This window comes from Escherichia sp. WS2035, from assembly GCF_046487065.1.
GTDB lineage: Bacteria > Pseudomonadota > Gammaproteobacteria > Enterobacterales > Enterobacteriaceae > Escherichia > Escherichia coli.
Genome location: NZ_JBJQKD010000004.1, coordinates 1 through 26,074, shown reverse-complemented (window position 1 = coordinate 26,074; position 26,074 = coordinate 1). Strand labels below are relative to the sequence as shown.

The following is a 26,074-nucleotide window of genomic DNA, read 5'->3' as shown; positions in this document are numbered from 1 at the left end:
CCGATTAAGGCGTTAAAGTTTTTTGGCTTTTTCCACAGCTTCTTCGATGGAACCGACCATGTAGAACGCCTGCTCCGGCAGGTGATCGTATTCGCCTTCCATGATGCCTTTAAAGCCACGGATGGTGTCTTTCAGGGAGACGTATTTACCCGGAGAACCGGTGAATACCTCTGCCACGAAGAACGGCTGGGACAGGAAGCGCTGGATCTTACGAGCACGCGCTACCACCAGTTTGTCTTCTTCAGACAGTTCATCCATACCCAGGATGGCGATAATGTCTTTCAGTTCCTGATAACGTTGCAGGATGGACTGAACGCCACGCGCGGTGTCGTAGTGTTCCTGACCAACCACCAGCGGGTCCAGCTGACGGCTGGTGGAGTCCAGCGGGTCAACGGCCGGGTAGATACCCAGAGACGCGATCTGACGGCTCAGTACCACGGTTGCGTCAAGGTGCGCAAAGGTGGTTGCCGGAGACGGGTCAGTCAGGTCATCCGCAGGTACGTATACCGCCTGTACGGAGGTGATAGAACCGGTTTTGGTGGAGGTGATACGTTCCTGCAGAACGCCCATCTCTTCCGCCAGGGTCGGCTGATAACCTACCGCTGAAGGCATACGGCCCAGCAGTGCGGATACTTCCGTACCGGCCAGGGTGTAACGATAGATGTTGTCAACGAACAGCAGAACGTCACGACCTTCGTCACGGAATTTCTCAGCCATGGTCAGACCGGTCAGAGCAACGCGCAGACGGTTTCCCGGCGGCTCGTTCATCTGGCCATACACCAGGGATACTTTGTCGATAACGTTGGAGTCGGTCATTTCGTGGTAGAAGTCGTTACCCTCACGAGTACGTTCACCTACGCCCGCAAACACAGAGTAACCGGAGTGCTCGATCGCGATGTTACGAATAAGCTCCATCATGTTTACGGTTTTACCTACACCCGCACCACCGAACAGACCAACTTTACCGCCCTTAGCGAACGGACACATCAGGTCGATAACTTTGATACCGGTTTCCAGCAGTTCCTGAGAGTTTGACAGCTCTTCGTAGGAAGGTGCTGCGCGGTGAATCGCCCAACGCTCTTCTTCACCGATCTCGCCTTTCATGTCGACCGGTTCACCCAGTACGTTCATGATACGACCCAGAGTCGCTTTACCTACCGGGACTTCGATCGGGTGTTCGAGGTCTTTTACATCCAGACCGCGACGCAGACCGTCGGAGGAACCCATTGCGATGGTACGCACGATACCGCCGCCGAGCTGCTGCTGAACTTCCAGCACCAGACGCTCATTACCATTTTGCACCTCAAGAGCATCGTACACGCGCGGTACGGCATCCTGAGGGAATTCGACGTCAACTACGGCGCCGATTACCTGGACAATCTTTCCAGTAGCCATCTTAAATCCTCTACGAAATAACCTGTTTAAACCGCGGCGGCCCCCGAGACGATCTCGGTGAGTTCCTGAGTAATGCTGGCCTGACGAGCTTTGTTGTATACCAACTGCAGCTCTTTAATCAGGCTGCCGCCATTGTCGGTCGCGGCTTTCATCGCCACCATACGGGCGGCCTGCTCGCTGGCCAGGTTTTCAACCACGCCCTGATAAACCTGAGATTCGACATAACGACGCAGCAGGGTATCCAGCAACGCCTTCGGATCGGGTTCGTACAGGTAATCCCAGGATTTATGTTTCAGATCATCATCATCTGATGCCGGTAACGGCAGCAGCTGGCTGATGGTCGGAACCTGAGACATGGTGTTAATAAATTTGTTGCTGACAATGTAAAGCTTGTCCAGACGGCCTTCGTCGTAGGCCTGCAACATCACTTTTACCGGACCGATCAGTTCGGACAAGGAAGGGTTATCCCCCATGCCGGTGACCTGGGCAACAACATTGCCGCCCACGGAGTTGAAGAACGACACGCCTTTCGAGCCGATCATTGCGAGGTCGCATTGAACGCCTTTGTCGGTCCAGGTCTTCATTTCCGCCAGCAGTTTTTTGAACAGGTTAATGTTCAAACCACCGCACAAACCACGGTCGGTCGACACCACCAGGTAGCCCACGCGTTTAACGTCGCGGTCTTCCAGGTAAGGGTGCTTATATTCCAGATTACCGTGTGCAAGGTGACCAATCACTTTGCGCATGGTTTCTGCATAAGGACGGCTGGCCGCCATGCGATCCTGCGATTTACGCATTTTGGAAGCGGCGACCATCTCCATCGCTTTAGTGATCTTTTGCGTGTTCTGGACGCTTGCGATCTTACTACGTATCTCTTTTGCGCCGGCCATGAGCTTCTCCTCAATGCCTTGCGGCCTGCCCAAAGGCAAGCCGCCAGACGTTACCAGGATTGGGTTGCTTTGAAGGAATCGAGGATGCCTTTCAGCTTGCCTTCGATTTCGTCGTTGTAGCCACCGGTCTGGTTGATCTCTTGCATCAACGGAGCGTGATCACGGTCGACGTAAGCCAACAGAGCGGCTTCGAAGCTGCCGATTTTCGACAGTTCAACATCCGCCAGGTAACCACGTTCTGCTGCGAACAGAACCAGAGACTGTTGCGCAACAGACATCGGCGCATACTGTTTCTGCTTCAGCAGTTCGGTCACTTTCTGACCGTGGTCAAGCTGCTTACGTGTTGCATCGTCAAGGTCGGATGCAAACTGAGAGAACGCTGCCAGTTCACGATACTGTGCCAGAGCGGTACGGATACCACCGGACAGTTTTTTCATGATCTTGGTCTGTGCTGCACCACCAACACGGGATACGGAAATACCCGGGTTAACCGCAGGACGAATACCGGCGTTGAACAGGTTGGTTTCCAGGAAGATCTGACCATCGGTAATGGAGATTACGTTGGTCGGAACGAACGCAGAAACGTCACCCGCCTGAGTTTCGATAATCGGCAGCGCAGTCAGAGAACCGGTTTTCCCTTTCACTTCACCTTTGGTGAAAGCTTCAACGTATTCGGCGTTAACACGCGCAGCACGCTCCAGCAGACGAGAGTGGAGGTAGAATACGTCGCCCGGGAATGCTTCACGTCCTGGCGGACGACGGAGCAGCAGGGAGATCTGACGGTAAGCAACAGCCTGTTTAGACAGGTCATCGTAAATGATCAGCGCATCTTCACCGCGGTCACGGAAGTATTCACCCATTGCGCAACCAGCGTACGGTGCCAGGTATTGCAGTGCAGCGGATTCAGACGCGGTTGCTACCACAACGATGGTGTTAGCCAGTGCGCCGTGCTCTTCCAGTTTACGTACCACGTTAGAAATGGTGGACGCTTTCTGGCCGATAGCGACATAGATACATTTGATACCGGAATCGCGCTGGTTGATGATGGCATCGATAGCCAGTGCGGTTTTACCGGTCTGACGGTCACCGATGATCAATTCACGCTGACCACGACCGATTGGGATCATGGAGTCAACGGCTTTATAACCGGTCTGTACCGGCTGATCTACGGACTGACGTTCGATAACGCCCGGAGCGATTGCTTCTACAGCAGAGAAGCCGTCGTGATCCAGCGGACCTTTACCATCGATTGGTGCACCCAGAGTGTTAACCACACGGCCCAGCAGGCCACGGCCAACCGGAACTTCCAGGATACGGCCAGTACACTTAACTTTCATGCCTTCGGCAAGGTCAGCGTACGGCCCCATAACAACCGCACCTACAGAGTCGCGCTCGAGGTTCAGTGCGATAGCGTAACGGTTACCCGGCAGGGAGATCATTTCACCCTGCATACAATCGGCCAGGCCGTGAATGCGGATAACACCGTCACTTACAGAAACAATAGTACCTTCGTTGTGAGCTTCACTCACAACATTGAACTGAGCAATGCGCTGCTTGATCAGTTCGCTGATTTCGGTGGAATTCAGTTGCATGCTCCAGTCCCCTTAAGACTGCAAGACGTCTGCAAGGCGCTCAAGACGACCGCGTACGCTGCCATCAATGACCATATCACCCGCTCGGATGATAACACCTGCCATTACAGACTTATCGATTTTGCAATTCAGCTTAACTTTGCGTGACAGACGTTTTTCCATCGCAGCAGAAATTTTCGCGAGCTGTTGTTCACTCAACGCGGCAGCGGAAATGACGTCTACCTCAGCGGTAGCCTCACTCACAGCACGCAGGTGAATAAACTGCTCCAGAACATCCGGGAGCGCGTTAAGACGACCATTTTCGGCCATTACCCGAATCAGGTTCTGACCGTTTTCGTCCAGTTGCTCACCACAAACTGCGATAAACGACTCGGCGAGCGTTTCTGGCGCAAGCGCGCCAGAGAGAAGCTCTGCCATTTGTTCGTTTTTGGTTACCTCGGCGGCAAACGCCAGCATGTCCTGCCAGCGTTCTACACTTTGGTGTTCGACGGCAAAGTCAAAAGCTGCTTTGGCGTAGGGGCGAGCTACCGTAATAAATTCAGACATCAGCCCCTCCCTCCTTACAGTTCAGCGACAAGTTTATCCACGATGTCGCTGTTAGCAGCTTCATCCACGGAACGTTCGATGATCTTCTCGGCGCCAGCAACAGCCAGGATAGCAACTTGCTTACGCAGCTCTTCACGGGCACGTTTACGCTCGGCTTCAATTTCCGCCTGCGCCTGGGCCACGATTTTAGTACGTTCCTGTTCTGCCTCAGCTTTCGCTTCATCCAGAATCTGCGAGCGGCGTTTGTTAGCCTGCTCGATGATTACCTGGGCTTCCGCTTTCGCTTTTTTCAGCTGGTCGGTCGCGCTGGCCTTTGCAAGGTCAAGGTCCTTATGTGCTCGTTCTGCGGAAGCAAGGCCGTCAGCAATTTCTTTTTGACGTTTTTCGATGGCTGCCATTAATGGCGGCCATACGTACTTCATGCAGAACAGAACGAACAGGACAAACGCGATGGCCTGGCCGAGGATTGTTGCGTTAAGATTCACAGCACAATGCCTCTATTTAGTTAACGTTCTGATATTGCTCTTTAAATAAAAGCAACGCTTACTACGCGACAGCGAACATCACGTACAGACCCAGACCTACAGCGATCATCGGGATAGCATCCACCAGACCCATAACGATAAAGAACTGAGTACGCAGCAGAGGAATCAGATCAGGTTGACGCGCTGCGCCTTCCAGGAATTTACCCCCGAGGATGCCGATACCGATCGCAGCACCGATTGCCGCCAGACCCATCATCACAGCGGCAGCCATGTACAGCAGATCCATATTCAGGTTTTCCATGACAGTCTCCAGTTTGTTTCAGTTAAAACGTAGTAGTGTTGGTAAATTAATGTTCTTCAGACGCCATCGACAGATAGACGATCGTCAGAACCATGAAGATGAAGGCTTGCAGCGTAATGATCAGGATGTGGAAAATGGCCCACGGCACATTCAGGATCCACTGTGACCACCACGGCAACAGACCAGCAATCAGAATGAAAATCAGCTCACCGGCATACATGTTACCGAACAGTCGCAAACCGAGTGAAACTGGTTTGGACAGCAGGCTTACCCCTTCAAGGATTAAGTTGACAGGAATGAACGCCCAGTGATTGAACGGCTGCAGCGTCAACTCTTTCGTGAAGCCGCCGATGCCTTTCATTTTGATGCTGTAGAACAGAATCAGGATAAATACGCCCAGTGCCATAGACAGCGTTACGTTCACGTCAGCAGACGGAACCACACGCAGTGCAGGCAGACCCAGTACATGTTCAGCAATGTACGGCAGCAGGTCGATAGGCAGTAAATCCATCAGGTTCATCAGGAATACCCAGACGAAGATCGTCAGGGCCAGCGGAGCAATCAGCTTGCTTTTGCCATGGTACATGTCTTTCACGCTACCATTAACAAAGCCGATCACCAGCTCAATCGCGGTCTGAAACTTACCTGGCACGCCGCTGGTTGCCTTTTTGGCTACACTACGGAATAAAACCAGGAACAACAGACCCAGCACCACCGAGAAGAACATGGAGTCAATATTGATTGTCCAGAAGGTGGCTGGGGGGTTATGTGGATCCACCAGCGAGAATGTACGCAGGTCCAGCTGAAGGTTATTCAGGTGGTGTCCTATGTAATCCTGCGGCGTCATATTTTCTGAAGCCATGATGCCTTTTACCCTTTGTTGTTAATTACAGCCGGTGCCAGTATCTGAACCACCAGCACCAAAACCCACGTAACGATCAGCGGCAAGAATACCGCCTTTAAAACCGCCAACGCCACCACCAGTAACACCAACATCGCCAGAACTTTGAAAGCTTCGCCAAATGCGAATGTCCAGGCCACCCGGCCTTTCGCTGGTGTATGCGCCTGGTGACGCCAGGCAAATATCATAAACAAAACGTTAGGCAGAAAGACTGCCAGGCCCCCGCTTATTGCAGAGACGCCCCAGAAGGGGTCTTTGAGGCTGAACAGCAATCCACTTGCTATCACCACCAGTAACTGAACGAGCAGAAGCTTCCGAGCAACGTTTCGACTCACGAGCGACACAGACATCACGTTTTCACTCCTGCTCCCTTCGAGGTATGCCGCGTGTCGTATAAAACTTTCTTTAAGGCTTAGAGTCAAGCATCAAAAAGCGGTCAAATTATACGGTGCGCCCCCGTGATTTCAAACAATAAGTAGCCAAAAGGTGAATAAATGTTTAAATATTTTTCCAGTGCATACAATTGCGACTTTTCTGCAAACCCTGTTCGATCATGAAAAACTGTAAATAACGCGTAAACACTGGTGATAAAGCGTGCTTCAGATCACATATTGCGCATGTTCGCGCACAGCATATTTATTTACTTGGCAAATGATGCCTTTGCAAGTTTATGATATTTCAGTCTAAAAACAGATACTGTTTTAATAAATGACATTTACATAACAAAAACCAGCCATTGACATTTTTAATAATGTTTTAACAGTCAATGATGATTCTTAGCGCCGATTTTTAGCAGACTGATATTTTCACTTATGACTTATTTTCTGCTTACCAAAAAAAGCCACGTTATCTTGTTGATACAAAAGAGTGAACGTGGCGTTAAATGTAACCAGTTATATCAGTAGAAAACCTGGTTGTTGTTAACAGTCTAACCGGTCAATTTTTTATGATTTTTTTGATAAAAATTAAATTTTATTTGCTTTAATCACCACCAGATGACGTTCGCCATCCAGGGCTGGAACCTGAAGTTTAACCACTGATTCGACCTGATATTCTTCGGGCAACAAAGCGATTTCATCTTCCGGCATTTGCCCTTTCAGCGCGTAGAAACGGCCTTGCTCACCAGGAAGATGGTGGCACCAGCTCACCATATCGTTCAGAGAGGCAAAAGCGCGGCTAATTACGCCATCAAATGGCGGCTCTGACGGAAACTCTTCTACCCTGCTCTGTACTGGCTCAATATTCTCCAGTTTAAGCTCATGTTGCACCTGACGAAGGAAACGCACGCGTTTACCAAGGCTATCCAACAACGTGAAATGAGCTTCAGGACGCACGATAGAGAGTGGAATGCCAGGCAGTCCCGGTCCGGTGCCGACATCGATAAACCGTTCACCTTGCAGATACGGTGCCACCACAATGCTATCGAGAATATGGCGTACCAGCATCTCATTAGGATCGCGGACCGAAGTCAGGTTGTACGCTTTATTCCATTTATGCAGCATATTCACGTAGGCAATAAGCTGGTTTTTCTGGTGATCGGTAAGCGAAATACCTGCGTCTTTCAGCAGTAAGGAGAGTTTGTTGAGCACGGTGATTACCTGTTCTTGATGCGTTGCCTGGTAAGCGGGTGCTTACCAGGCATTTTTAATGCGTTATGCGCTACGACGCAGCATACCCTGTTTTTTCAGCCACACCAGCAGAATGGAGATAGCCGCAGGCGTGACGCCAGAAATACGCGAAGCCTGGCCAATAGAGGCCGGTTTGTGATCGTTAAGTTTGGCGATCACTTCGTTAGAAAGACCGGATACCTGGCGGTAATCCAGCGTCGCTGGTAGCAGGGTATTCTCGTTACGCAGCTGCTTTTCGATCTCATCTTGCTGGCGCGCGATATAACCTTCGTATTTAACCTGAATCTCAACCTGTTCCGCAGCCTGTTCATCTGTCAACGCAGGGGCAAACGGTGTCAGCGTGGTTAATTTTTCATAAGTCATTTCAGGACGACGTAGCAGATCTTCACCACTGGCTTCACGGGAAAGCGGCGCAGTCAGGTGAGCATTCACTTCGGCTGCAGCTTCCGCCGACGGGGTTACCCAGGTCGATTTCAGACGCTGACGCTCACGCTCGATATTCTCAAGTTTCTCGTTAAAGCGCGCCCAACGTTCGTCATCCACCAGGCCCAGTTCACGACCGATTTCAGTCAAACGCAGATCCGCATTATCTTCGCGCAGCATCAGACGATATTCTGCGCGCGAGGTAAACATACGATACGGTTCTTTGGTTCCTAAAGTGCACAGGTCATCAACCAGTACGCCGAGATACGCCTGAGAACGCGCCGGAGCCCAACCTTCTTTGTCAGCAGACAGACGGGCAGCGTTAAGACCAGCCAGCAAACCTTGCGCAGCGGCTTCTTCGTAACCGGTAGTGCCGTTAATCTGACCAGCAAAGAACAGCCCCTGGATAAACTTGCTCTCCAGCGTCGGTTTCAGGTCGCGTGGATCGAAGAAGTCATACTCAATGGCATAACCCGGACGCACGATCTTCGCGTTTTCCATCCCCTGCATGGAGCGGACGATTTGCATCTGCACATCGAACGGCAGGCTGGTGGAGATACCGTTCGGATAAATTTCGTTAGAGGTCAGCCCTTCCGGTTCAAGGAAGATCTGATGCTGATTTCTGTCGGCAAAGCGCATGACTTTGTCTTCAATCGACGGGCAGTAGCGTGGGCCGACACCTTCGATCACCCCTGCGTACATTGGGCTACGATCGAGATTACTGCGGATCACATCATGGGTTTTCTCGTTGGTATGAGTGATATAACACGGCACCTGCTGGGGATGCTGGGACGCATTGCCCATAAACGAGAATACCGGCATTGGGTTATCGCCATGCTGTTGCGCCAGTACGCTAAAGTCGATGGTTCGAGCATCAATACGCGGTGGTGTCCCGGTTTTCAGACGACCAACGCGCAGCGGCAGTTCACGCAAACGGCGAGAAAGCGGAATGGACGGCGGATCACCAGCACGGCCACCGCTGTAATTATCCAGACCGATATGAATTTTACCGTCGAGGAACGTCCCAACGGTGAGCACGACAGCTTTGGCACGGAACTTCAGTCCCATTTGGGTAACGGCACCGACCACGCGATCGTTTTCGACAATAAGATCTTCAACCGCCTGCTGGAAGATCATCAGGTTCGGTTGGTTCTCCAGCGCCGTACGTACCGCCTGACGGTAGAGCACACGATCTGCCTGAGCTCGGGTAGCGCGAACCGCCGGTCCCTTGCTTGCGTTTAGTATCCTAAACTGGATACCCGCCTGATCGATCGCTTTCGCCATCAGACCGCCGAGTGCATCCACTTCTTTTACCAGATGTCCCTTCCCAATACCGCCGATCGCCGGGTTGCAGCTCATCTGCCCCAGAGTGTCGATATTGTGTGTCAAAAGCAGAGTCTGTTGACCCATACGCGCCGCGGCCATCGCGGCCTCGGTGCCTGCATGACCCCCGCCAATGATGATGACGTCAAAAGGATCCGGATAAAACATGGTGATTGCCTCGCATAACGCGGTATGAAAATGGATTGAAGCCCGGGCCGTGGATTCTACTCAACTTTGTCGGCTTGAGAAAGACCTGGGATCCTGGGTATTAAAAAGAAGATCTATTTATTTAGAGATCTGTTCTATTGTGATCTCTTATTAGGATCGCACTGCCCTGTGGATAACAAGGATCCGGCTTTTAAGATCAACAACCTGGAAAGGATCATTAACTGTGAATGATCGGTGATCCTGGACCGTATAAGCTGGGATCAGAATGAGGGGTTATACACAACTCAAAAACTGAACAATCGTTGTTCTTTGGATAACTACCGTTTGATCCAAGCTTCCTGACAGAGTTATCCACAGTAGATCGCACGATCTGTATACTTATTTGAGTAAATTAATCCACGATCCCAGCCATTCTTCTGCCGGATCCTCCGGAATGTTGTGATCAAGAATGTTGATCTTCAGTGTTTCGCCTGTCTGTTTTGCTCCGGAATTTTTGAGTTCTGCCTCGATTTTATCGATAGCCCCACAAAAGGTGTCATATTCACGACTACCAATACCGATTGCGCCAAAGCGGACCGCAGAAAGATCGGGCTTCTGTTCCTGCAATGCTTCATAGAAAGGAGAAAGGTTGTCCGGAATATCTCCGGCACCGTGGGTTGAGCTGATAACCAGCCAGATCCCCGAGGCAGATAAATCTTCCAACAGCGGACCGTGCAGCGTTTCGGTGGTAAAACCCGCCTCTTCCAGCTTTTCAGCCAGGTGTTCTGCTACATATTCGGCACCGCCGAGGGTGCTGCCGCTGATAAGAGTGATATCTGCCATAAACCGCCACCTTTATTAAGAGTGGCGTATTGTACGCTGTGAACGCGTTGGGATCTACCTGTGGAAAAGTATGGGATTAAAAAAGCCGATCAGGGCTTAATGGTACGCATGATCGGGTTCTGCAGGACGATCAGTGTCTCGGTGGACTGAATTTCATCAATTGTTTGGATCTTGTTGATAAGTACATGCTGGAGAGCATCGATCGAACGGCACATCACTTTTATAAAGATGCTGTAGTGGCCGGTTGTGTAATAGGCTTCAGTGACTTCATCGAGGCTTTCCAGCTTTGCCAGCGCGGAAGGATAGTCTTTGGCGCTCTTTAATATAATGCCGATAAAGCAGCCTACGTCATAACCAAGCTGCTTCGGGCTGACATCAATACGCGCCCCGGTAATGATCCCCGCCTGCTTCATTTTCTCTACTCGAACGTGAATCGTCCCCGGACTGACGCCAAATTGTTTCGCCAGTTCGGCGTAAGCGGTGCGCGCATTGCCCATTAATGCTTCCAGGATGCCACGGTCCAGATTGTCGATCAGATAATTTTCCATAGGATTTTCTTATGCGGATTGATGATTCATTCTATTTTAGCCTTCTTTTTTAATGAATCAAAAGCACGTGAGGCTTTTTATTGAATGATTATTGCATGTGTGTCGGTTTTTGTTGCTTAATCATAAGCAACAGGACGCAGGAGTATAAAAAATGAAAACCGCTTACATTGCCAAACAACGTCAAATTAGCTTCGTGAAATCTCACTTTTCTCGTCAACTGGAAGAACGTCTGGGGCTGATCGAAGTCCAGGCGCCGATTCTTAGCCGTGTGGGGGATGGCACGCAGGATAACTTGTCGGGCTGTGAAAAAGCGGTGCAGGTAAAAGTGAAAGCTCTGCCTGATGCCCAGTTCGAAGTGGTTCATTCACTGGCGAAGTGGAAACGTCAGACCTTAGGGCAACACGACTTCAGCGCGGGCGAAGGGCTGTACACGCACATGAAAGCCCTTCGCCCCGATGAAGACCGTCTTTCCCCGTTGCACTCGGTCTATGTAGACCAGTGGGACTGGGAACGCGTAATGGGCGACGGCGAGCGTCAATTCTCGACTCTGAAAAGCACGGTAGAGGCGATCTGGGCGGGAATTAAAGCAACCGAAGCTGCGGTTAGCAAAGAGTTTGGCCTGGCACCGTTCCTGCCGGATCAGATCCACTTCGTACACAGCCAGGAGTTACTGTCTCGTTATCCGGATCTCGATGCCAAAGGGCGTGAGCGGGCGATTGCGAAAGATCTTGGCGCGGTATTCCTCGTCGGGATTGGCGGCAAGTTGAGTGATGGTCATCGTCACGACGTGCGCGCACCGGATTATGATGACTGGAGCACCCCGTCAGAGCTGGGCCATGCGGGTCTGAACGGCGATATTCTGGTGTGGAACCCGGTACTGGAAGATGCGTTTGAGCTTTCTTCCATGGGGATCCGCGTGGATGCCGACACGCTGAAGCATCAGCTGGCGCTGACCGGTGACGAAGATCGCCTGGAGCTGGAGTGGCATCAGGCGCTGCTGCGCGGTGAAATGCCGCAGACCATCGGCGGCGGTATCGGGCAGTCTCGTTTGACCATGCTGCTGCTGCAACTGCCACATATCGGCCAGGTTCAGTGTGGTGTATGGCCGGCAGCTGTTCGCGAGAGCGTCCCTTCTCTGCTGTAATAATTTATCGCCGCCAGCGTCTGAGCAGGCGGCTTCGCATCCCGGTATCAAAGCGCCAGATATGATCGAAAATGCGCATGATGCCGGGTTTGCCATGTGCAGACATCGCCACGGCATGAAAGCGATGCTGATGTACCCGCTGTAGCTCTTTCACTTTACTCGTCACGTCGTCAGGCAACCGCTGGGCGATAAAATCAGAAATCACCACCGCATCGGCATCAAACCATTCCCGGCTTTGCAAGCGTTCCATAATGGCGCGAAAACAACTGGCAAGATCGGTGCCGCCACGAAACTGCTGGCTTAAAAAACGGATTGCTTGTTCGATGCCTTGTGGGCCTGAAAGCTCATAACGGACGATCTCGGTGGAAAATAGCATAATATAGCAGCGCCGGTTTTCAGCGAGAGCAATGCGCATCAAGGCCAGGCAGAACGCTTTCGCACACTGTTCATTAAAGCCGCCCATTGAGCCGGAAGTATCCACACAGACAATAAACGGTCCGCGCGGCTGTTCGTCGTAATCTTTATGCACCACCGGGCGTTCGATCACTTTTTCACGCCACGACTCACCATGCAGGCGATAGGTGAGCAACTGTTTTTCCACCAGCCGACGGTAAAACTCATACTCCAGTTCTGTTATCCCTAGTGTCGCCAGTTCTGGCGGCAGGAGACGTAAAATATCATCGCTTTGTTGCAGACCATCAACCTGCTCAGGAACCGTCGCCGGTTCGCGCACCAGGGTGCGGAAGGTTTCCATCTGCGCATCGTTGCGCGGTATTGATTTGGCTTCCCGGGAACGCCCCAGCTGTTCTGCCAGGCGTTTCAGTTCCGGCTGTTCGTTAAGAAATTCACCGTATTTCACAATCAACTGATAGTCGCCACGTTTAAGCTGACCGGCGCTCATATCCCACAGACGACCAGCTGCGGTATTGTTATCTGCGAGAATCGGTTCAAGTTGTCCGCTCAGCGTCATGCGTTCCTGAACTTCACTCAACAGTTGTTCGCGTTCTTCTTCTAATAGCTGTTGATTTAACGTCGTTGCTTGCACGATCAGACTTAAACGCCAACGCTGGAGAAAAAGCGTGTGTAACGCTGAAGTGATCGTGCTGTTAGCATCAACCAACTGTCGGGCTTGTTCTGCCCATGGGGAATTCAGACGATGCAGTAAGTCCAGGATCTGTGGTAGCTGCACAATAAACTGCGGCGTGGAGAGGAGCTGGCTTTGCTGATAGCACATCACCTCTTCGGTGAGTTCCGGCGGGACTCGGGCATCTTTCAGCCGACTGCGCAGCGCCTCACGCCAGCGGGGAACATCATCAGTGATTGCCGCCTTCAGTCGTGGGAATTTTTCAAAGAAGACTGCCAGCTGCGGTGAGGCCAGCAGCGCGATGATCATCTCTTCGATCAATCCCTCTTCGCTGACGGCCAGCATCACATTAAGCGTATCCAGCGTTAGCATTGTTGTGCCTGGCGAATCTGTGCGCCGACATCCTGTAGGCTGGCTTCAATGCGACCTAACCAGTCGCCAGGGATAAACAGACATTTTTGCTGTTCGCTGAATAAAGCGTGTTGCTTGCGCCAGTCGCTTTCAAGCTCTTCCAGTTGTTGTTTTATTTCACCTGGCAGACCTTCAGCCGATGAACCGGGAAGTGCCAGCGTACTGCCTTGTAAACTTACATCGCGTACAACAAGATGTTGGGCGCTATCCACTTCCAGATTCAGTTTCTGGGCAAAGCCGATACCGTTCAGTTTGCCGCGAATCTCACCACCTTTACTCAGCCACTGTTCCAGCGCGCTACGCTCAAAGGAGATATGAACCACTTCCATATCATGCAATTTTAACGGTTTTTGCAGCAGCAGAGTCAGAGTGGAAGCAGTAACGTTAACAGGAAGTTGATACTGCTGACGACGGCTGAAAATGCCGCCCAGACGAATTACCGTTAAGGCTGTTTTATCGCTTTGTTGCTGCTGGAGTTGCAGGTGACGTTGCACAATCGCGCCCAGGCGGGTCAACATCCCTTGCTGTTGCCAGGCATGACCGGTCATCAATACATCAATTTGTTGTTGTATCAAATTCAGGCTTTGCGCGTCATACCACAGGCAATCTTTCAGCAAAATGAGATCAACCGGGGCAACAGCACTGCGACCGCTAAAAAAGGCGCTGGCCTGCAATAAGCGGATCGCTTTTTTCCAGCGACGATCCGAGACATAAGGCGCATCCGGTAATTTATCCAGTTGCTGGCGCAGCATAAAAATCAGCTCAAATACATGATCGGGCAGCGTAATTTCACCAATCTCTTTCTGCCAGCGTTCATATTCTTCATCTGTGATCTGCAAGGAGGCAGGAACCGGATTGTCATTTTCATCCTGTTGACTGGTCAGCATGGAGCGGAAATTCGCTTTATCCTGCACTTTATCTAACCACAGACGAATCAGCATGCGGTCATATAACGCTTCCAGACTGCTGTCTGCTTCCGGCAGCTCGTTGGAGGCCGCCACCAGCAGACGCATCGGGATTTTTTCTACGAGTGCGCCGTTGCGGAACTGGCGCTCGTTAATGGCGGTGAGCAAGGTATTAAGAATTGCCGGACCCGCTTTCCAGATCTCATCCAGAAAGACGATTTCAGCTTCCGGCAGGTAACCGCTGGTTAAACGTTCATAGCGCCCTTCATCTTTTAGCGCCTGAATAGAAAGGGGACCAAAAACTTCTTCCGGCGTGGAGAAGCGGGTCATCAGATATTCAAACGCGCGGGCATTCTGAAAGGCGAATTTTAAGCGCCGGGCGATCAAACTTTTGGCAATACCTGGTGGGCCAAGGAGGAACACACTTTCACCACTTAATGCCGCTAATAAACACAAGCGGATGGCGTGGCTACGTTCATAAAGCCCCTTTTCCAACGAACTGCTCAGGCGGGAAATTCTTTCCGCTAATAAATGAGGGTGAGCCATAATGAAGTGGCGTCCTTTCATCAAAAGTTCTGCGTAAATTGCGAGTATAGACGTTTCTTGCTGGTGGCTAAAATAGTCTCAAAGGAGGGGTATTTTTCTTTGAGCCAGGTTAATGTGGCCGCATTTAGGAGTACGATTTTGCCGTTAATCGTGCATACTGTGCGCTTTTTTGTGGGCCAAGGGACTAAGCACACATTTCATATTTCAACGAAAGACTAGTCTATGAGCACTGATAATAAGCAATCATTGCCCGCGATTACCCTCGCGGCGATTGGAGTTGTCTACGGCGATATTGGTACCAGCCCGTTATATACACTTCGTGAATGTTTGTCCGGCCAGTTTGGTTTTGGCGTTGAACGCGATGCCGTGTTTGGCTTTTTATCGCTGATCTTCTGGCTGCTAATCTTTGTGGTTTCCATTAAATATCTCACCTTCGTGATGCGGGCAGATAACGCCGGTGAAGGGGGGATCCTGACGTTGATGTCGCTTGCCGGGCGTAATACGTCGGCGCGAACCACATCAATGCTGGTGATTATGGGGCTAATCGGCGGCAGCTTTTTCTATGGTGAAGTCGTCATTACTCCCGCTATTTCGGTGATGTCCGCCATTGAAGGTCTGGAAATCGTCGCCCCGCAGCTGGATACCTGGATAGTTCCCCTCTCAATTATCGTTCTCACATTATTATTCATGATTCAAAAACATGGCACAGCTATGGTCGGTAAGCTGTTTGCGCCGATCATGCTGACCTGGTTTTTGATTCTGGCAGGGCTGGGGTTACGTAGCATTATTGCTAACCCGGAAGTGCTGCATGCACTGAATCCGATGTGGGCGGTGCATTTCTTCCTTGAATACAAAACGGTTTCTTTTATTGCATTAGGGGCAGTGGTGCTGTCGATTACGGGGGTCGAGGCGCTGTATGCTGATATGGGGCACTTTGGTAAGTTCCCTATTCGTCTGGCGTGGTTCACCGTCGTATTGCCTTCCTTAACCCTTAATTACTTCGGCCAGGGAGCGCTGTTGTTAAAGAATCCGGAAGCGATTAAGAACCCGTTCTTCCTGTTGGCACCGGACTGGGCGCTGATCCCGCTGCTGATCATCGCCGCACTGGCGACGGTAATTGCCTCGCAGGCGGTTATCTCTGGCGTCTTCTCATTGACGCGTCAGGCGGTACGTCTGGGATATTTGTCGCCGATGCGCATTATTCACACCTCCGAAATGGAGTCAGGGCAAATCTATATTCCCTTTGTGAACTGGATGCTCTATGTCGCGGTCGTGATTGTGATTGTCAGCTTTGAGCACTCCAGCAACCTGGCGGCGGCGTACGGGATTGCGGTGACCGGAACCATGGTGCTGACGTCTATTCTCTCGACTACCGTGGCACGTCAGAACTGGCACTGGAATAAGTATTTTGTTGCGCTGATCCTGATTGCTTTCCTTTGTGTCGATATTCCCTTGTTCACCGCTAACCTCGATAAACTGCTCTCCGGTGGCTGGTTGCCATTGAGCCTCGGTACGGTGATGTTTATCGTGATGACCACCTGGAAGAGCGAGCGTTTCCGCTTGCTGCGGCGGATGCATGAACATGGTAACTCTCTGGAAGCGATGATTGCTTCGCTGGAGAAATCACCGCCCGTTCGCGTGCCTGGGACCGCGGTGTATATGTCGCGTGCAATCAACGTCATTCCCTTTGCGCTGATGCATAACCTTAAACATAACAAGGTATTGCATGAGCGGGTGATTCTGTTAACTCTGCGCACCGAAGACGCGCCATATGTCCATAACGTCCGTCGGGTACAGATTGAACAACTGTCGCCCACTTTCTGGCGCGTGGTGGCAAGTTATGGTTGGCGAGAAACGCCAAACGTGGAAGAAGTTTTCCACCGCTGCGGTCTGGAAGGATTAAGCTGCCGGATGATGGAAACCTCCTTCTTTATGTCGCATGAGTCGTTGATCCTCGGCAAACGCCCGTGGTATTTGCGTCTGCGCGGCAAGCTGTACTTGCTGCTGCAACGTAATGCGCTGCGGGCACCGGATCAATTTGAAATCCCGCCAAACAGAGTTATCGAACTGGGTACTCAGGTCGAAATCTAACGCCAGACGCCTCCTTTCTCCATAAGGGGGCGTTTTTGTTTTCATGGTTAATCACCATGTAAAACGTTTCGAGGTTGATCACATTTCCGTAACGTCACGATGGTTTTCCCAACTCAGTCAGGATTAAACTGCGGGTCAGCGAAACGTTTCGCTGATGGAGAAAAAAATGAAAAAAGGCACCGTTCTTAATTCTGATATTTCATCGGTGATCTCCCGACTGGGACATACCGATACGCTGGTGGTGTGTGATGCTGGTTTACCCATCCCCAAAAGTACAACGCGTATCGATATGGCATTAACCCAGGGTGTACCTTCTTTTATGCAGGTGCTGGGCGTCGTCACAAATGAAATGCAGGTCGAGGCTGTCATTATCGCGGAAGAGATCAAACAACATAATCCGCAACTCCACGAAACGTTGCTCACTCACCTTGAGCAGCTGCAACAACACCAGGGAAACACCATTGAAATTCGTTACACCACGCATGAACAATTCAAACAACAAACCGCAGAAAGTCAGGCGGTAATTCGCAGCGGAGAATGTTCTCCGTATGCGAATATCATTCTCTGTGCTGGCGTGACGTTCTGAGGCCGTCATGGAAGCATTACTTCAGCTTAAAGGCATCGATAAAGCCTTTCCGGGCGTAAAAGCCCTCTCGGGCGCAGCGTTAAATGTCTATCCGGGCCGCGTGATGGCGCTGGTGGGCGAAAACGGCGCGGGTAAATCCACCATGATGAAAGTGCTTACTGGTATCTATACTCGCGATGCCGGTACGCTTTTATGGTTGGGGAAAGAAACGACATTTACCGGGCCGAAATCTTCCCAGGAAGCCGGGATTGGGATTATCCACCAGGAACTGAACCTGATCCCGCAGTTAACCATTGCCGAAAACATTTTCCTCGGTCGTGAGTTTGTTAATCGCTTTGGCAAAATTGACTGGAAAACCATGTATGCCGAAGCGGATAAATTGCTGGCTAAACTTAACCTGCGCTTTAAAAGCGACAAACTGGTGGGTGATCTTTCCATCGGTGACCAGCAAATGGTTGAAATCGCCAAAGTGCTGAGCTTTGAGTCGAAAGTCATCATTATGGATGAACCGACCGATGCGCTGACCGATACCGAAACCGAATCCTTGTTCCGCGTCATCCGCGAGCTGAAATTGCAAGGCCGCGGTATTGTCTATATCTCCCACCGCATGAAAGAAATCTTCGAGATTTGCGATGACGTTACCGTTTTTCGTGACGGACAATTTATTGCTGAGCGTGAAGTGGCATCACTGACCGAAGATTCTCTGATTGAGATGATGGTGGGCCGCAAGCTGGAAGATCAATATCCGCACCTGGACAAAGCGCCGGGAGATATCCGCCTGAAAGTCGATAATCTCTGCGGACCTGGCGTTAACGATGTCTCTTTTACTTTACGCAAAGGCGAAATTCTTGGCGTCTCTGGTTTGATGGGCGCTGGGCGTACCGAACTGATGAAAGTGCTCTACGGCGCACTGCCGCGCACAAGCGGTTACGTCACCCTGGATGGGCATGAAGTCGTTACCCGTTCGCCGCAGGATGGCCTGGCAAACGGCATTGTTTATATCTCCGAAGACCGTAAACGTGACGGTTTAGTGCTGGGCATGTCAGTAAAAGAGAACATGTCGCTGACCGCGCTGCGCTACTTCAGCCGCGCTGGCGGCAGTTTGAAGCATGCCGATGAACAGCAGGCTGTGAGTGATTTCATTCGTCTGTTTAATGTGAAAACGCCATCGATGGAACAGGCAATTGGTCTGCTTTCCGGTGGCAATCAGCAAAAAGTAGCGATTGTCCGTGGTCTGATGACACGCCCTAAAGTGTTGATCCTCGATGAGCCTACCCGTGGCGTAGATGTCGGCGCGAAAAAAGAGATCTATCAACTGATTAACCAGTTCAAAGCCGATGGCTTGAGCATCATTCTGGTGTCATCGGAGATGCCAGAAGTATTAGGCATGAGCGATCGCATCATCGTCATGCATGAAGGGCATCTCAGCGGGGAATTTACTCGTGAGCAGGCCACCCAAGAAGTGTTAATGGCTGCCGCTGTGGGCAAGCTTAATCGCGTGAATCAGGAGTAAAAAAATGACAACCCAGACTGTCTCTGGTCGCCGTTATTTCACGAAAGCGTGGCTGATGGAGCAGAAATCGCTTATCGCTCTGCTGGTGCTGATCGCGATTGTCTCGACGTTAAGCCCGAACTTTTTCACCATCAATAACTTATTCAATATTCTTCAGCAAACCTCGGTGAACGCCATTATGGCGGTCGGGATGACGCTGGTGATCCTGACGTCGGGTATCGACTTGTCGGTAGGTTCTCTGTTGGCGCTGACCGGCGCAGTTGCTGCATCTATCGTCGGCATTGAAGTCAATGCGCTGGTGGCTGTCGCTGCCGCTCTCGCGTTAGGTGCCGCAATTGGTGCGGTAACTGGGGTGATTGTAGCGAAAGGTCGCGTCCAGGCGTTTATCGCTACGCTGGTTATGATGCTTTTACTGCGCGGCGTGACCATGGTTTATACCAATGGTAGCCCAGTGAATACCGGCTTTACTGAGAACGCCGATCTGTTTGGCTGGTTTGGTATTGGTCGTCCGCTGGGCGTACCGACGCCAGTCTGGATCATGGGGATTGTCTTCCTCGCGGCCTGGTACATGCTGCATCACACGCGTCTGGGGCGTTACATCTACGCGCTGGGCGGCAACGAAGCGGCAACGCGTCTTTCTGGTATCAACGTCAATAAAATCAAAATCATCGTCTATTCTCTTTGTGGTCTGCTGGCATCGCTGGCCGGGATCATTGAAGTGGCGCGTCTCTCCTCCGCACAACCCACGGCGGGGACTGGCTATGAGCTGGATGCTATTGCTGCGGTGGTTCTGGGCGGTACGAGTCTGGCGGGCGGAAAAGGTCGCATTGTTGGGACGTTGATCGGCGCATTAATTCTTGGCTTCCTTAATAATGGATTGAATTTGTTAGGTGTTTCCTCCTATTACCAGATGATCGTCAAAGCGGTGGTGATTTTGCTGGCGGTGCTGGTAGACAACAAAAAGCAGTAATAACGACTACAGGACATCTTGAATATGAACATGAAAAAACTGGCTACCCTGGTTTCCGCTGTTGCGCTAAGCGCCACCGTCAGTGCGAATGCGATGGCAAAAGACACCATCGCGCTGGTGGTCTCCACGCTTAACAACCCGTTCTTTGTATCGCTGAAAGATGGCGCGCAGAAAGAGGCGGATAAACTTGGCTATAACCTGGTGGTGCTGGACTCCCAGAACAACCCGGCGAAAGAGCTGGCGAACGTGCAGGACTTAACCGTCCGCGGCACCAAAATTCTGCTGATTAACCCGACCGACTCCGACGCAGTAGGTAATGCTGTGAAGATGGCTAACCAGGCGAACATCCCGGTTATCACTCTTGACCGCCAGGCAACGAAAGGTGAAGTGGTGAGCCACATCGCATCTGATAACGTACTGGGCGGCAAAATCGCCGGTGATTACATCGCGAAGAAAGCGGGTGAAGGTGCCAAAGTTATCGAGCTGCAAGGCATTGCCGGTACATCCGCAGCCCGTGAACGTGGCGAAGGTTTCCAGCAGGCCGTTGCTGCTCACAAGTTTAATGTTCTTGCCAGCCAGCCTGCAGATTTTGATCGCACCAAAGGCTTGAACGTAATGCAGAACCTGTTGACCGCTCATCCGGATGTTCAGGCTGTATTCGCGCAGAATGATGAAATGGCGCTTGGCGCGCTGCGCGCACTGCAAACTGCCGGTAAATCGGATGTGATGGTCGTCGGATTTGACGGTACACCGGATGGCGAAAAAGCGGTGAATGATGGCAAACTAGCAGCGACTATCGCTCAGCTACCCGATCAGATTGGCGCGAAAGGCGTCGAAACCGCAGATAAAGTGCTGAAAGGAGAGAAAGTTCAGGCTAAGTATCCGGTTGATCTGAAACTGGTTGTTAAGCAGTAGTTTTAATCAGGTTGTATGACCTGATGGTGACATAAATACGTCATCGACAGATGAACGTGTAATATAAAGAAAAGCAGGGCACGCGCCACCCTAACACGGTGGCGCATTTTATGGACATCCCGAATATGCAAAACGCAGGCAGCCTCGTTGTTCTTGGCAGCATTAATGCTGACCACATTCTTAATCTTCAATCTTTTCCTACTCCAGGCGAAACCGTAACCGGTAACCACTATCAGGTTGCATTTGGCGGCAAAGGCGCGAATCAGGCGGTGGCTGCTGGGCGTAGCGGTGCGAATATCGCGTTTATTGCCTGCACTGGCGATGACAGCATTGGTGAGAGCGTTCGCCAGCAGCTCGCCACTGATAATATCGATATTTCTCCGGTCAGCGTGATCAAAGGCGAATCAACAGGTGTGGCGCTGATTTTTGTTAATGGCGAAGGTGAGAATGTCATCGGTATTCATGCCGGCGCTAATGCTGCCCTTTCCCCGGCGCTGGTGGAAGCGCAACGTGAGCGTATTGCCAACGCGTCGGCATTATTAATGCAGCTGGAATCACCACTCGAAAGTGTGATGGCAGCGGCGAAAATCGCCCATCAAAATAAGACTATCGTTGCGCTTAACCCGGCTCCGGCTCGCGAACTTCCTGACGAACTTCTGGCGCTGGTGGACATTATTACGCCAAACGAAACGGAAGCAGAAAAGCTCACCGGTATTCGTGTTGAAAATGATGAAGATGCAGCGAAGGCGGCGCAGGTACTGCATGAAAAAGGTATCCGTACTGTACTGATTACTTTAGGAAGTCGTGGTGTATGGGCTAGCGTGAATGGTGAAGGTCAGCGCGTTCCTGGATTCCGGGTGCAGGCTGTCGATACCATTGCTGCCGGAGATACCTTTAACGGCGCGTTAATCACGGCGTTGCTGGAAGAAAAAACATTGCCAGAGGCGATTCGTTTTGCCCATGCAGCCGCTGCGATTGCCGTAACACGTAAAGGCGCACAACCTTCCGTACCGTGGCGTGAAGAGATCGACGCATTTTTAGACAGGCAGAGGTGACGCTTGGCTACAATGAAAGATGTTGCCCGCCTGGCGGGCGTTTCTACCTCAACAGTTTCTCACGTTATCAATAAAGATCGCTTCGTCAGTGAAGCGATTACAGCCAAAGTTGAAGCGGCGATTAAAGAACTCAATTACGCGCCATCAGCTCTGGCGCGTAGCCTCAAACTCAATCAAACACATACCATTGGCATGTTGATCACTGCCAGTACCAATCCTTTCTATTCAGAACTGGTGCGTGGCGTTGAACGCAGCTGCTTCGAACGCGGTTATAGTCTTGTCCTTTGCAATACCGAAGGCGATGAACAGCGGATGAATCGTAATCTGGAAACGCTGATGCAAAAACGCGTTGATGGCTTGCTGTTACTGTGCACCGAAACGCATCAGCCTTCGCGTGAAATCATGCAACGTTATCCGACAGTGCCTACCGTGATGATGGACTGGGCTCCGTTCGATGGCGACAGCGATCTTATTCAGGATAACTCGTTGCTGGGCGGAGACTTAGCAACGCAATATCTGATCGATAAAGGTCATACCCGTATTGCCTGTATTACCGGTCCGCTGGATAAAACTCCGGCGCGCCTGCGGTTGGAAGGTTATCGGGCTGCGATGAAACGTGCGGGTCTCAACATTCCTGATGGCTATGAAGTCACTGGTGATTTTGAATTTAACGGCGGGTTTGACGCTATGCGCCAACTGTTATCACATCCGCTGCGTCCTCAGGCCGTCTTTACCGGAAATGACGCTATGGCTGTTGGCGTTTACCAGGCGTTATATCAGGCAGAGTTACAGGTTCCGCAGGATATCGCGGTGATTGGCTATGACGATATCGAACTGGCAAGCTTTATGACGCCACCATTAACAACTATACACCAACCGAAAGATGAACTGGGGGAGCTGGCGATTGATGTACTCATCCATCGGATAACCCAGCCGACCCTACAGCAACAACGATTACAACTTACTCCGATTCTGATGGAACGCGGTTCGGCTTAGATTTACGCTGTCTTTTGATCAAATTATTACCATCGGTTGTTTTCAGTAGCATGAACATTGCTGCTGAAGCAACAGTAATAATGCCCATCGTGATAAACGTATAGTGGAATTGTTCGACTGTCGTTGTGCCTTCCATCCCTTCGTAAACGCGAAGGACGGCCGCACTTACAGCAACGCCTAAACTGATAGACAGTTGCTGCGTGACCGCCAGAACACTGTTACCGCTGCTGGCGTTGTCATCGGTCAGATCGGCAAGTGTGATGGTATTCATCGCGGTAAATTGCGTCGACATAGCCATCCCTAATATAAACAACGGCAAGATCAGCATCCATATCGCCATTGCTGGTGATTGCAAAGAGAACTGAGCGATCATTAGCCCAATAATCACCGTGATCCCCACTAACGTATGGCGATAGCCCAGACGACGTAAGACTTGGGTAACCATCGATTTTGCAATAATGGAACCTAACGCTGTCGGTGCCATCATACAGCCAGCAATAAACGCCTGATACCCAAATCCTACCTGTAACATCAATGGCATAAGGAACGGTACACAGCCGGTCCCCAGACGGGTTGCAATATTGCCTACGATACCGATCGAGAAAGTGCGGGTTTTAAATAAATCTAATGAAATTAATGGGTTTGGCGTGCGTCGCGCATGGAGAATATAGAGAAGCAGTAACCAGATGCTGGTGACAATTACCGTCAAGGCAATCCAGCTGGCGACAATCTTTTCCCCGAATAGCTCTATTCCGCTTGAGAAGAGAACAAGGCTGAGGCCAAACAGCAAAAAGCCAGTGGTATCGAATCTGCGTCGTGCGGTGGTGAAATTGGGCATATGTTTGCGCGCGTAAAGAAGGCCCGCAATACCTATGGGGATATTGATTAAAAATATCCAGTGCCAGGTTGCCCAGGTGACCAGCACGCCGCCAAGAACGGGGCCTAAAATTGGCCCCACCAGACCCGGCATGGCGACAAAATTCAATACAGGAAGAAGTTCATTACGAGGATAAGCGCGCAGTAAGGCCAGCCGAGCAACAGGCATCATCATTGCGCCGCCTATCCCCTGAATAACCCGGAAGACAACCAGCTGTGGTAGCGAGTTGGAAAGTGCGCAGGCCAGAGAACCCAACGTGAACAGACTCACGGCAAGGGTAAAAATGCGACGCGTACCGAAGCGATCGGCTAGCCATCCGCTTACCGGAATAAGCATCGCCACCGTCAGCGTATAACTGATGATGGCTGATTGCATCGCGAGAGGAGAACGATTAAGGCTATGAGCGATTGCGGGTAAGGCGGTATTCAGAATAGTGGCATCAAGTGCCTGCATGAAGAAGGCCATCGCCGCGATCCACGGCAAACCCGCCATACTGCGCTTCTTTTTATCGCTCATTCAAAGTCCTGTTATCGGGTTATCACTTATCTGGTGAGCGTAGCAGCGCCTGACAAGCTTTAAATGCCGCGTCGCCATCGCTTTGGATAATCGCATCGACAATCGCCTGGTGCAGATCCAGCTTTATCACTGTGTCGCTGGTAATTGACGTGAAGTAAGTGTGATAAACCGAATGGAATAGCGAGGCGAATGAGGTCAAAAACGGATTGGCGCTCATTTCATAGATATGCTCATGCCAGGCCATATCGACTTCGATCCAGCGTTCACGGCGAAAGTTCTCTTTTAATGCCGCCATTTCGGCCATTAACGTATTGAGATGCGCCTTCTGTTCCGCGGTGCCAACCGTTGCTGCCAGTAGGCAAGCTTGCGGCTCCAGACAGATACGCATAACCAGAAAGTGATCGATGACCTGATGAAAGTTCTCTTCTGTCATCCACCAGGTAAGCAATTCCTGATCAAGAAAATTCCAGTTCGATTGTGGCATGACTCGGGTACCAATTCGCGGTCGCGGTAAAACCATCCCTTTTGCCGTTAACGTTTTGACCGCTTCGCGTACCGCTGTACGACTCACTCCAAATTGCTCGCCCAGCTCAATCTCACCAGGCAAAATGGTGCCGGGTTCATATTCACCTTTTAAGATCCGCTGCGCCAGCTTTTCAGCCAGAACATACGAAAGGTTTTTCTGTGCAGCTAACTGTTGTGCGCTTAAAGGCATTACTAATCTTCCTTTTTCTTTTTATTCCTCCTTAGTATGCCACCAGGAAGTGTGATTACGGTTGCAAAAACGGCAAATTGCTTGTTTTATGGCACATTAACGGGGCTTTTGCTGAAAAAATGCGCGGTCAGAAAATTATTTTAAATTTCCTCTTGTCAGGCCGGAATAACTCCCTATAATGCGCCACCACTGACACGGAACAACGGCAAACACGCCGCCGGGTCAGCGGGATTCTCCTGAGAATTCCGGCAGAGAAAGCAAAAATAAATGCTTGACTCTGTAGCGGGAGAGCGTATTATGCACACCCCGCGCCGCTAAGAAAAAACGAAGCGGCACTGCTCTTTAACAATTTATCAGACAATCTGTGTGGGCACTCGAAGATACGGATTCTTGACGTCGCAAGACGAAAAATGAATACCAAGTCTCAAGAGTGAACACGTAATTCATTACGAAGTTTAATTCTTTGAGCATCAAACTTTTAAATTGAAGAGTTTGATCATGGCTCAGATTGAACGCTGGCGGCAGGCCTAACACATGCAAGTCGAACGGTAACAGGAAACAGCTTGCTGTTTCGCTGACGAGTGGCGGACGGGTGAGTAATGTCTGGGAAACTGCCCGATGGAGGGGGATAACTACTGGAAACGGTAGCTAATACCGCATAACGTCGCAAGACCAAAGAGGGGGACCTTCGGGCCTCTTGCCATCGGATGTGCCCAGATGGGATTAGC

At 51.0% G+C, this 26,074-nt stretch carries 24 protein-coding genes and 1 rRNA gene; 9 read left to right on the top strand and 16 right to left on the bottom strand.

Features of this window, described 5'->3' with window-relative positions; translation table 11 throughout:
* Nucleotides 1-12: 12 nt before the first annotated feature.
* From atpD to asnC, 12 genes are all read right to left on the bottom strand, one after another.
* The gene (gene atpD, locus ACJHX4_RS09095; protein WP_000190506.1) at nt 13-1,395 is read right to left on the bottom strand and encodes a F0F1 ATP synthase subunit beta; all 1,383 of its coding nucleotides are present in this window, start codon (nt 1,393-1,395) and stop codon (nt 13-15) included.
* 26 nt (nt 1,396-1,421) lie between these two features.
* Nucleotides 1,422-2,285: a F0F1 ATP synthase subunit gamma gene (atpG, locus tag ACJHX4_RS09090; protein ID WP_000896498.1), complete on the bottom strand. Its 864-nt coding sequence runs from the start codon at nt 2,283-2,285 to the stop codon at nt 1,422-1,424.
* A 50-nt stretch (nt 2,286-2,335) separates the two neighbouring features.
* A complete protein-coding gene (atpA, locus tag ACJHX4_RS09085; protein WP_001176745.1) occupies nt 2,336-3,877 on the bottom strand; it encodes a F0F1 ATP synthase subunit alpha in 1,542 nt (513 codons plus the stop codon).
* A 12-nt stretch (nt 3,878-3,889) separates the two neighbouring features.
* Nucleotides 3,890-4,423, bottom strand: a complete 534-nt coding sequence (gene atpH / locus ACJHX4_RS09080) for a F0F1 ATP synthase subunit delta (RefSeq protein WP_001288587.1) — start codon at nt 4,421-4,423, stop codon at nt 3,890-3,892.
* A 14-nt stretch (nt 4,424-4,437) separates the two neighbouring features.
* A complete protein-coding gene (atpF, locus tag ACJHX4_RS09075; RefSeq protein ID WP_001052219.1) occupies nt 4,438-4,908 on the bottom strand; it encodes a F0F1 ATP synthase subunit B in 471 nt (156 codons plus the stop codon).
* A gap of 61 nt (nt 4,909-4,969) precedes the next feature.
* Nucleotides 4,970-5,209 (bottom strand): F0F1 ATP synthase subunit C, encoded by a 240-nt coding sequence (gene atpE / locus ACJHX4_RS09070; protein ID WP_000429386.1) that lies wholly within the window; start codon nt 5,207-5,209, stop codon nt 4,970-4,972.
* 46 nt (nt 5,210-5,255) lie between these two features.
* The gene (atpB, locus tag ACJHX4_RS09065; protein WP_000135618.1) at nt 5,256-6,071 is read right to left on the bottom strand and encodes a F0F1 ATP synthase subunit A; all 816 of its coding nucleotides are present in this window, start codon (nt 6,069-6,071) and stop codon (nt 5,256-5,258) included.
* Between the two features lie 8 nt (nt 6,072-6,079).
* Complete coding sequence (gene atpI, locus ACJHX4_RS09060) at nt 6,080-6,460, bottom strand: F0F1 ATP synthase subunit I (protein WP_000116695.1); 381 nt, start codon at nt 6,458-6,460, stop codon at nt 6,080-6,082.
* Nucleotides 6,461-7,075: 615 nt separating this feature from the next.
* Nucleotides 7,076-7,699, bottom strand: coding sequence for a 16S rRNA (guanine(527)-N(7))-methyltransferase RsmG (rsmG, locus tag ACJHX4_RS09055; protein ID WP_000932839.1), 624 nt, complete (start codon nt 7,697-7,699; stop codon nt 7,076-7,078).
* Between the two features lie 63 nt (nt 7,700-7,762).
* Complete coding sequence (mnmG, locus tag ACJHX4_RS09050; RefSeq protein WP_000499788.1) at nt 7,763-9,652, bottom strand: tRNA uridine-5-carboxymethylaminomethyl(34) synthesis enzyme MnmG; 1,890 nt, start codon at nt 9,650-9,652, stop codon at nt 7,763-7,765.
* Between the two features lie 378 nt (nt 9,653-10,030).
* The gene (gene mioC, locus ACJHX4_RS09045) at nt 10,031-10,474 is read right to left on the bottom strand and encodes an FMN-binding protein MioC (RefSeq protein WP_000763739.1); all 444 of its coding nucleotides are present in this window, start codon (nt 10,472-10,474) and stop codon (nt 10,031-10,033) included.
* Between the two features lie 89 nt (nt 10,475-10,563).
* Entirely contained in the window at nt 10,564-11,022 is a 459-nt protein-coding gene (asnC, locus tag ACJHX4_RS09040) for a transcriptional regulator AsnC (RefSeq protein ID WP_000432970.1), read from the bottom strand.
* A gap of 151 nt (nt 11,023-11,173) precedes the next feature.
* Here asnC and asnA point away from each other — a divergent pair, with 151 nt between their 5' ends.
* Nucleotides 11,174-12,166, top strand: a complete 993-nt coding sequence (gene asnA, locus ACJHX4_RS09035) for an aspartate--ammonia ligase (RefSeq protein ID WP_000845115.1) — start codon at nt 11,174-11,176, stop codon at nt 12,164-12,166.
* Between the two features lie 4 nt (nt 12,167-12,170).
* Here the strand turns inward: asnA and viaA are convergent, their stop codons facing one another.
* Nucleotides 12,171-13,622 (bottom strand): ATPase RavA stimulator ViaA, encoded by a 1,452-nt coding sequence (viaA, locus tag ACJHX4_RS09030; RefSeq protein ID WP_000956632.1) that lies wholly within the window; start codon nt 13,620-13,622, stop codon nt 12,171-12,173.
* The gene (ravA, locus tag ACJHX4_RS09025; protein WP_001296585.1) at nt 13,616-15,112 is read right to left on the bottom strand and encodes an ATPase RavA; all 1,497 of its coding nucleotides are present in this window, start codon (nt 15,110-15,112) and stop codon (nt 13,616-13,618) included. The genes viaA and ravA overlap by 7 nt, the downstream gene beginning before the upstream one ends.
* Before the next feature lie 222 nt (nt 15,113-15,334).
* On the opposite strand from ravA, the gene kup reads away from it, so the two are divergent.
* The 7 genes from kup to rbsR all read left to right on the top strand — a co-directional run bounded on the left by kup (nt 15,335) and on the right by rbsR (nt 23,238).
* Nucleotides 15,335-17,203 carry a low affinity potassium transporter Kup gene (gene kup, locus ACJHX4_RS09020; RefSeq protein ID WP_000102319.1) on the top strand — a complete coding sequence of 623 codons (1,869 nt, stop codon included), beginning with the start codon at nt 15,335-15,337 and terminating at the stop codon, nt 17,201-17,203.
* Between the two features lie 166 nt (nt 17,204-17,369).
* Nucleotides 17,370-17,789, top strand: coding sequence for a D-ribose pyranase (gene rbsD, locus ACJHX4_RS09015; RefSeq protein ID WP_001296586.1), 420 nt, complete (start codon nt 17,370-17,372; stop codon nt 17,787-17,789).
* A 7-nt stretch (nt 17,790-17,796) separates the two neighbouring features.
* On the top strand, nt 17,797-19,302 hold the full coding sequence (rbsA, locus tag ACJHX4_RS09010) for a ribose ABC transporter ATP-binding protein RbsA (protein WP_021537225.1): 1,506 nt from the start codon (nt 17,797-17,799) through the stop codon (nt 19,300-19,302).
* Between the two features lie 4 nt (nt 19,303-19,306).
* Entirely contained in the window at nt 19,307-20,272 is a 966-nt protein-coding gene (rbsC, locus tag ACJHX4_RS09005) for a ribose ABC transporter permease (protein WP_000211858.1), read from the top strand.
* A 24-nt stretch (nt 20,273-20,296) separates the two neighbouring features.
* Nucleotides 20,297-21,187, top strand: a complete 891-nt coding sequence (gene rbsB / locus ACJHX4_RS09000; RefSeq protein WP_001056273.1) for a ribose ABC transporter substrate-binding protein RbsB — start codon at nt 20,297-20,299, stop codon at nt 21,185-21,187.
* A 125-nt stretch (nt 21,188-21,312) separates the two neighbouring features.
* Nucleotides 21,313-22,242 (top strand): ribokinase, encoded by a 930-nt coding sequence (rbsK, locus tag ACJHX4_RS08995; protein ID WP_001361791.1) that lies wholly within the window; start codon nt 21,313-21,315, stop codon nt 22,240-22,242.
* A gap of 3 nt (nt 22,243-22,245) precedes the next feature.
* Nucleotides 22,246-23,238, top strand: a complete 993-nt coding sequence (gene rbsR, locus ACJHX4_RS08990; RefSeq protein ID WP_000224470.1) for a ribose operon transcriptional repressor RbsR — start codon at nt 22,246-22,248, stop codon at nt 23,236-23,238.
* On the opposite strand, the gene mdtD is transcribed toward rbsR, so the two are convergent.
* Together mdtD and ACJHX4_RS08980 are read right to left on the bottom strand one after the other, a co-directional pair.
* Entirely contained in the window at nt 23,204-24,631 is a 1,428-nt protein-coding gene (gene mdtD, locus ACJHX4_RS08985) for a multidrug transporter subunit MdtD (RefSeq protein ID WP_001280868.1), read from the bottom strand. The genes rbsR and mdtD overlap by 35 nt on opposite strands.
* 22 nt (nt 24,632-24,653) lie before the next feature.
* Nucleotides 24,654-25,346: a FadR/GntR family transcriptional regulator gene (locus ACJHX4_RS08980; RefSeq protein WP_001131164.1), complete on the bottom strand. Its 693-nt coding sequence runs from the start codon at nt 25,344-25,346 to the stop codon at nt 24,654-24,656.
* A 480-nt stretch (nt 25,347-25,826) separates the two neighbouring features.
* On the opposite strand from ACJHX4_RS08980, the gene ACJHX4_RS08975 reads away from it, so the two are divergent.
* A 16S ribosomal RNA gene (locus ACJHX4_RS08975) occupies nt 25,827-26,074 on the top strand; the annotation flags it as partial.

What these genes read in the sequence shown, in the direction of transcription:
- ACJHX4_RS08980 (WP_001131164.1), bottom strand. Translation starts at nt 25,346, where the DNA reads ATGCCTTTAAGCGCACAACAGTTAGCTGCACAGAAAAACCTTTCGTAT.
- asnA (WP_000845115.1), top strand. Translation starts at nt 11,174, where the DNA reads ATGAAAACCGCTTACATTGCCAAACAACGTCAAATTAGCTTCGTGAAA.
- atpB (WP_000135618.1), bottom strand. Translation starts at nt 6,071, where the DNA reads ATGGCTTCAGAAAATATGACGCCGCAGGATTACATAGGACACCACCTG.
- atpA (WP_001176745.1), bottom strand. Translation starts at nt 3,877, where the DNA reads ATGCAACTGAATTCCACCGAAATCAGCGAACTGATCAAGCAGCGCATT.
- ravA (WP_001296585.1), bottom strand. Translation starts at nt 15,112, where the DNA reads ATGGCTCACCCTCATTTATTAGCGGAAAGAATTTCCCGCCTGAGCAGT.
- viaA (WP_000956632.1), bottom strand. Translation starts at nt 13,622, where the DNA reads ATGCTAACGCTGGATACGCTTAATGTGATGCTGGCCGTCAGCGAAGAG.
- mnmG (WP_000499788.1), bottom strand. Translation starts at nt 9,652, where the DNA reads ATGTTTTATCCGGATCCTTTTGACGTCATCATCATTGGCGGGGGTCAT.
- atpD (WP_000190506.1), bottom strand. Translation starts at nt 1,395, where the DNA reads ATGGCTACTGGAAAGATTGTCCAGGTAATCGGCGCCGTAGTTGACGTC.
- rbsC (WP_000211858.1), top strand. Translation starts at nt 19,307, where the DNA reads ATGACAACCCAGACTGTCTCTGGTCGCCGTTATTTCACGAAAGCGTGG.
- atpG (WP_000896498.1), bottom strand. Translation starts at nt 2,285, where the DNA reads ATGGCCGGCGCAAAAGAGATACGTAGTAAGATCGCAAGCGTCCAGAAC.
- mioC (WP_000763739.1), bottom strand. Translation starts at nt 10,474, where the DNA reads ATGGCAGATATCACTCTTATCAGCGGCAGCACCCTCGGCGGTGCCGAA.
- rbsA (WP_021537225.1), top strand. Translation starts at nt 17,797, where the DNA reads ATGGAAGCATTACTTCAGCTTAAAGGCATCGATAAAGCCTTTCCGGGC.
- rbsD (WP_001296586.1), top strand. Translation starts at nt 17,370, where the DNA reads ATGAAAAAAGGCACCGTTCTTAATTCTGATATTTCATCGGTGATCTCC.
- rbsK (WP_001361791.1), top strand. Translation starts at nt 21,313, where the DNA reads ATGCAAAACGCAGGCAGCCTCGTTGTTCTTGGCAGCATTAATGCTGAC.
- mdtD (WP_001280868.1), bottom strand. Translation starts at nt 24,631, where the DNA reads ATGAGCGATAAAAAGAAGCGCAGTATGGCGGGTTTGCCGTGGATCGCG.
- kup (WP_000102319.1), top strand. Translation starts at nt 15,335, where the DNA reads ATGAGCACTGATAATAAGCAATCATTGCCCGCGATTACCCTCGCGGCG.
- asnC (WP_000432970.1), bottom strand. Translation starts at nt 11,022, where the DNA reads ATGGAAAATTATCTGATCGACAATCTGGACCGTGGCATCCTGGAAGCA.
- atpH (WP_001288587.1), bottom strand. Translation starts at nt 4,423, where the DNA reads ATGTCTGAATTTATTACGGTAGCTCGCCCCTACGCCAAAGCAGCTTTT.
- atpI (WP_000116695.1), bottom strand. Translation starts at nt 6,460, where the DNA reads ATGTCTGTGTCGCTCGTGAGTCGAAACGTTGCTCGGAAGCTTCTGCTC.
- atpE (WP_000429386.1), bottom strand. Translation starts at nt 5,209, where the DNA reads ATGGAAAACCTGAATATGGATCTGCTGTACATGGCTGCCGCTGTGATG.
- rbsB (WP_001056273.1), top strand. Translation starts at nt 20,297, where the DNA reads ATGAACATGAAAAAACTGGCTACCCTGGTTTCCGCTGTTGCGCTAAGC.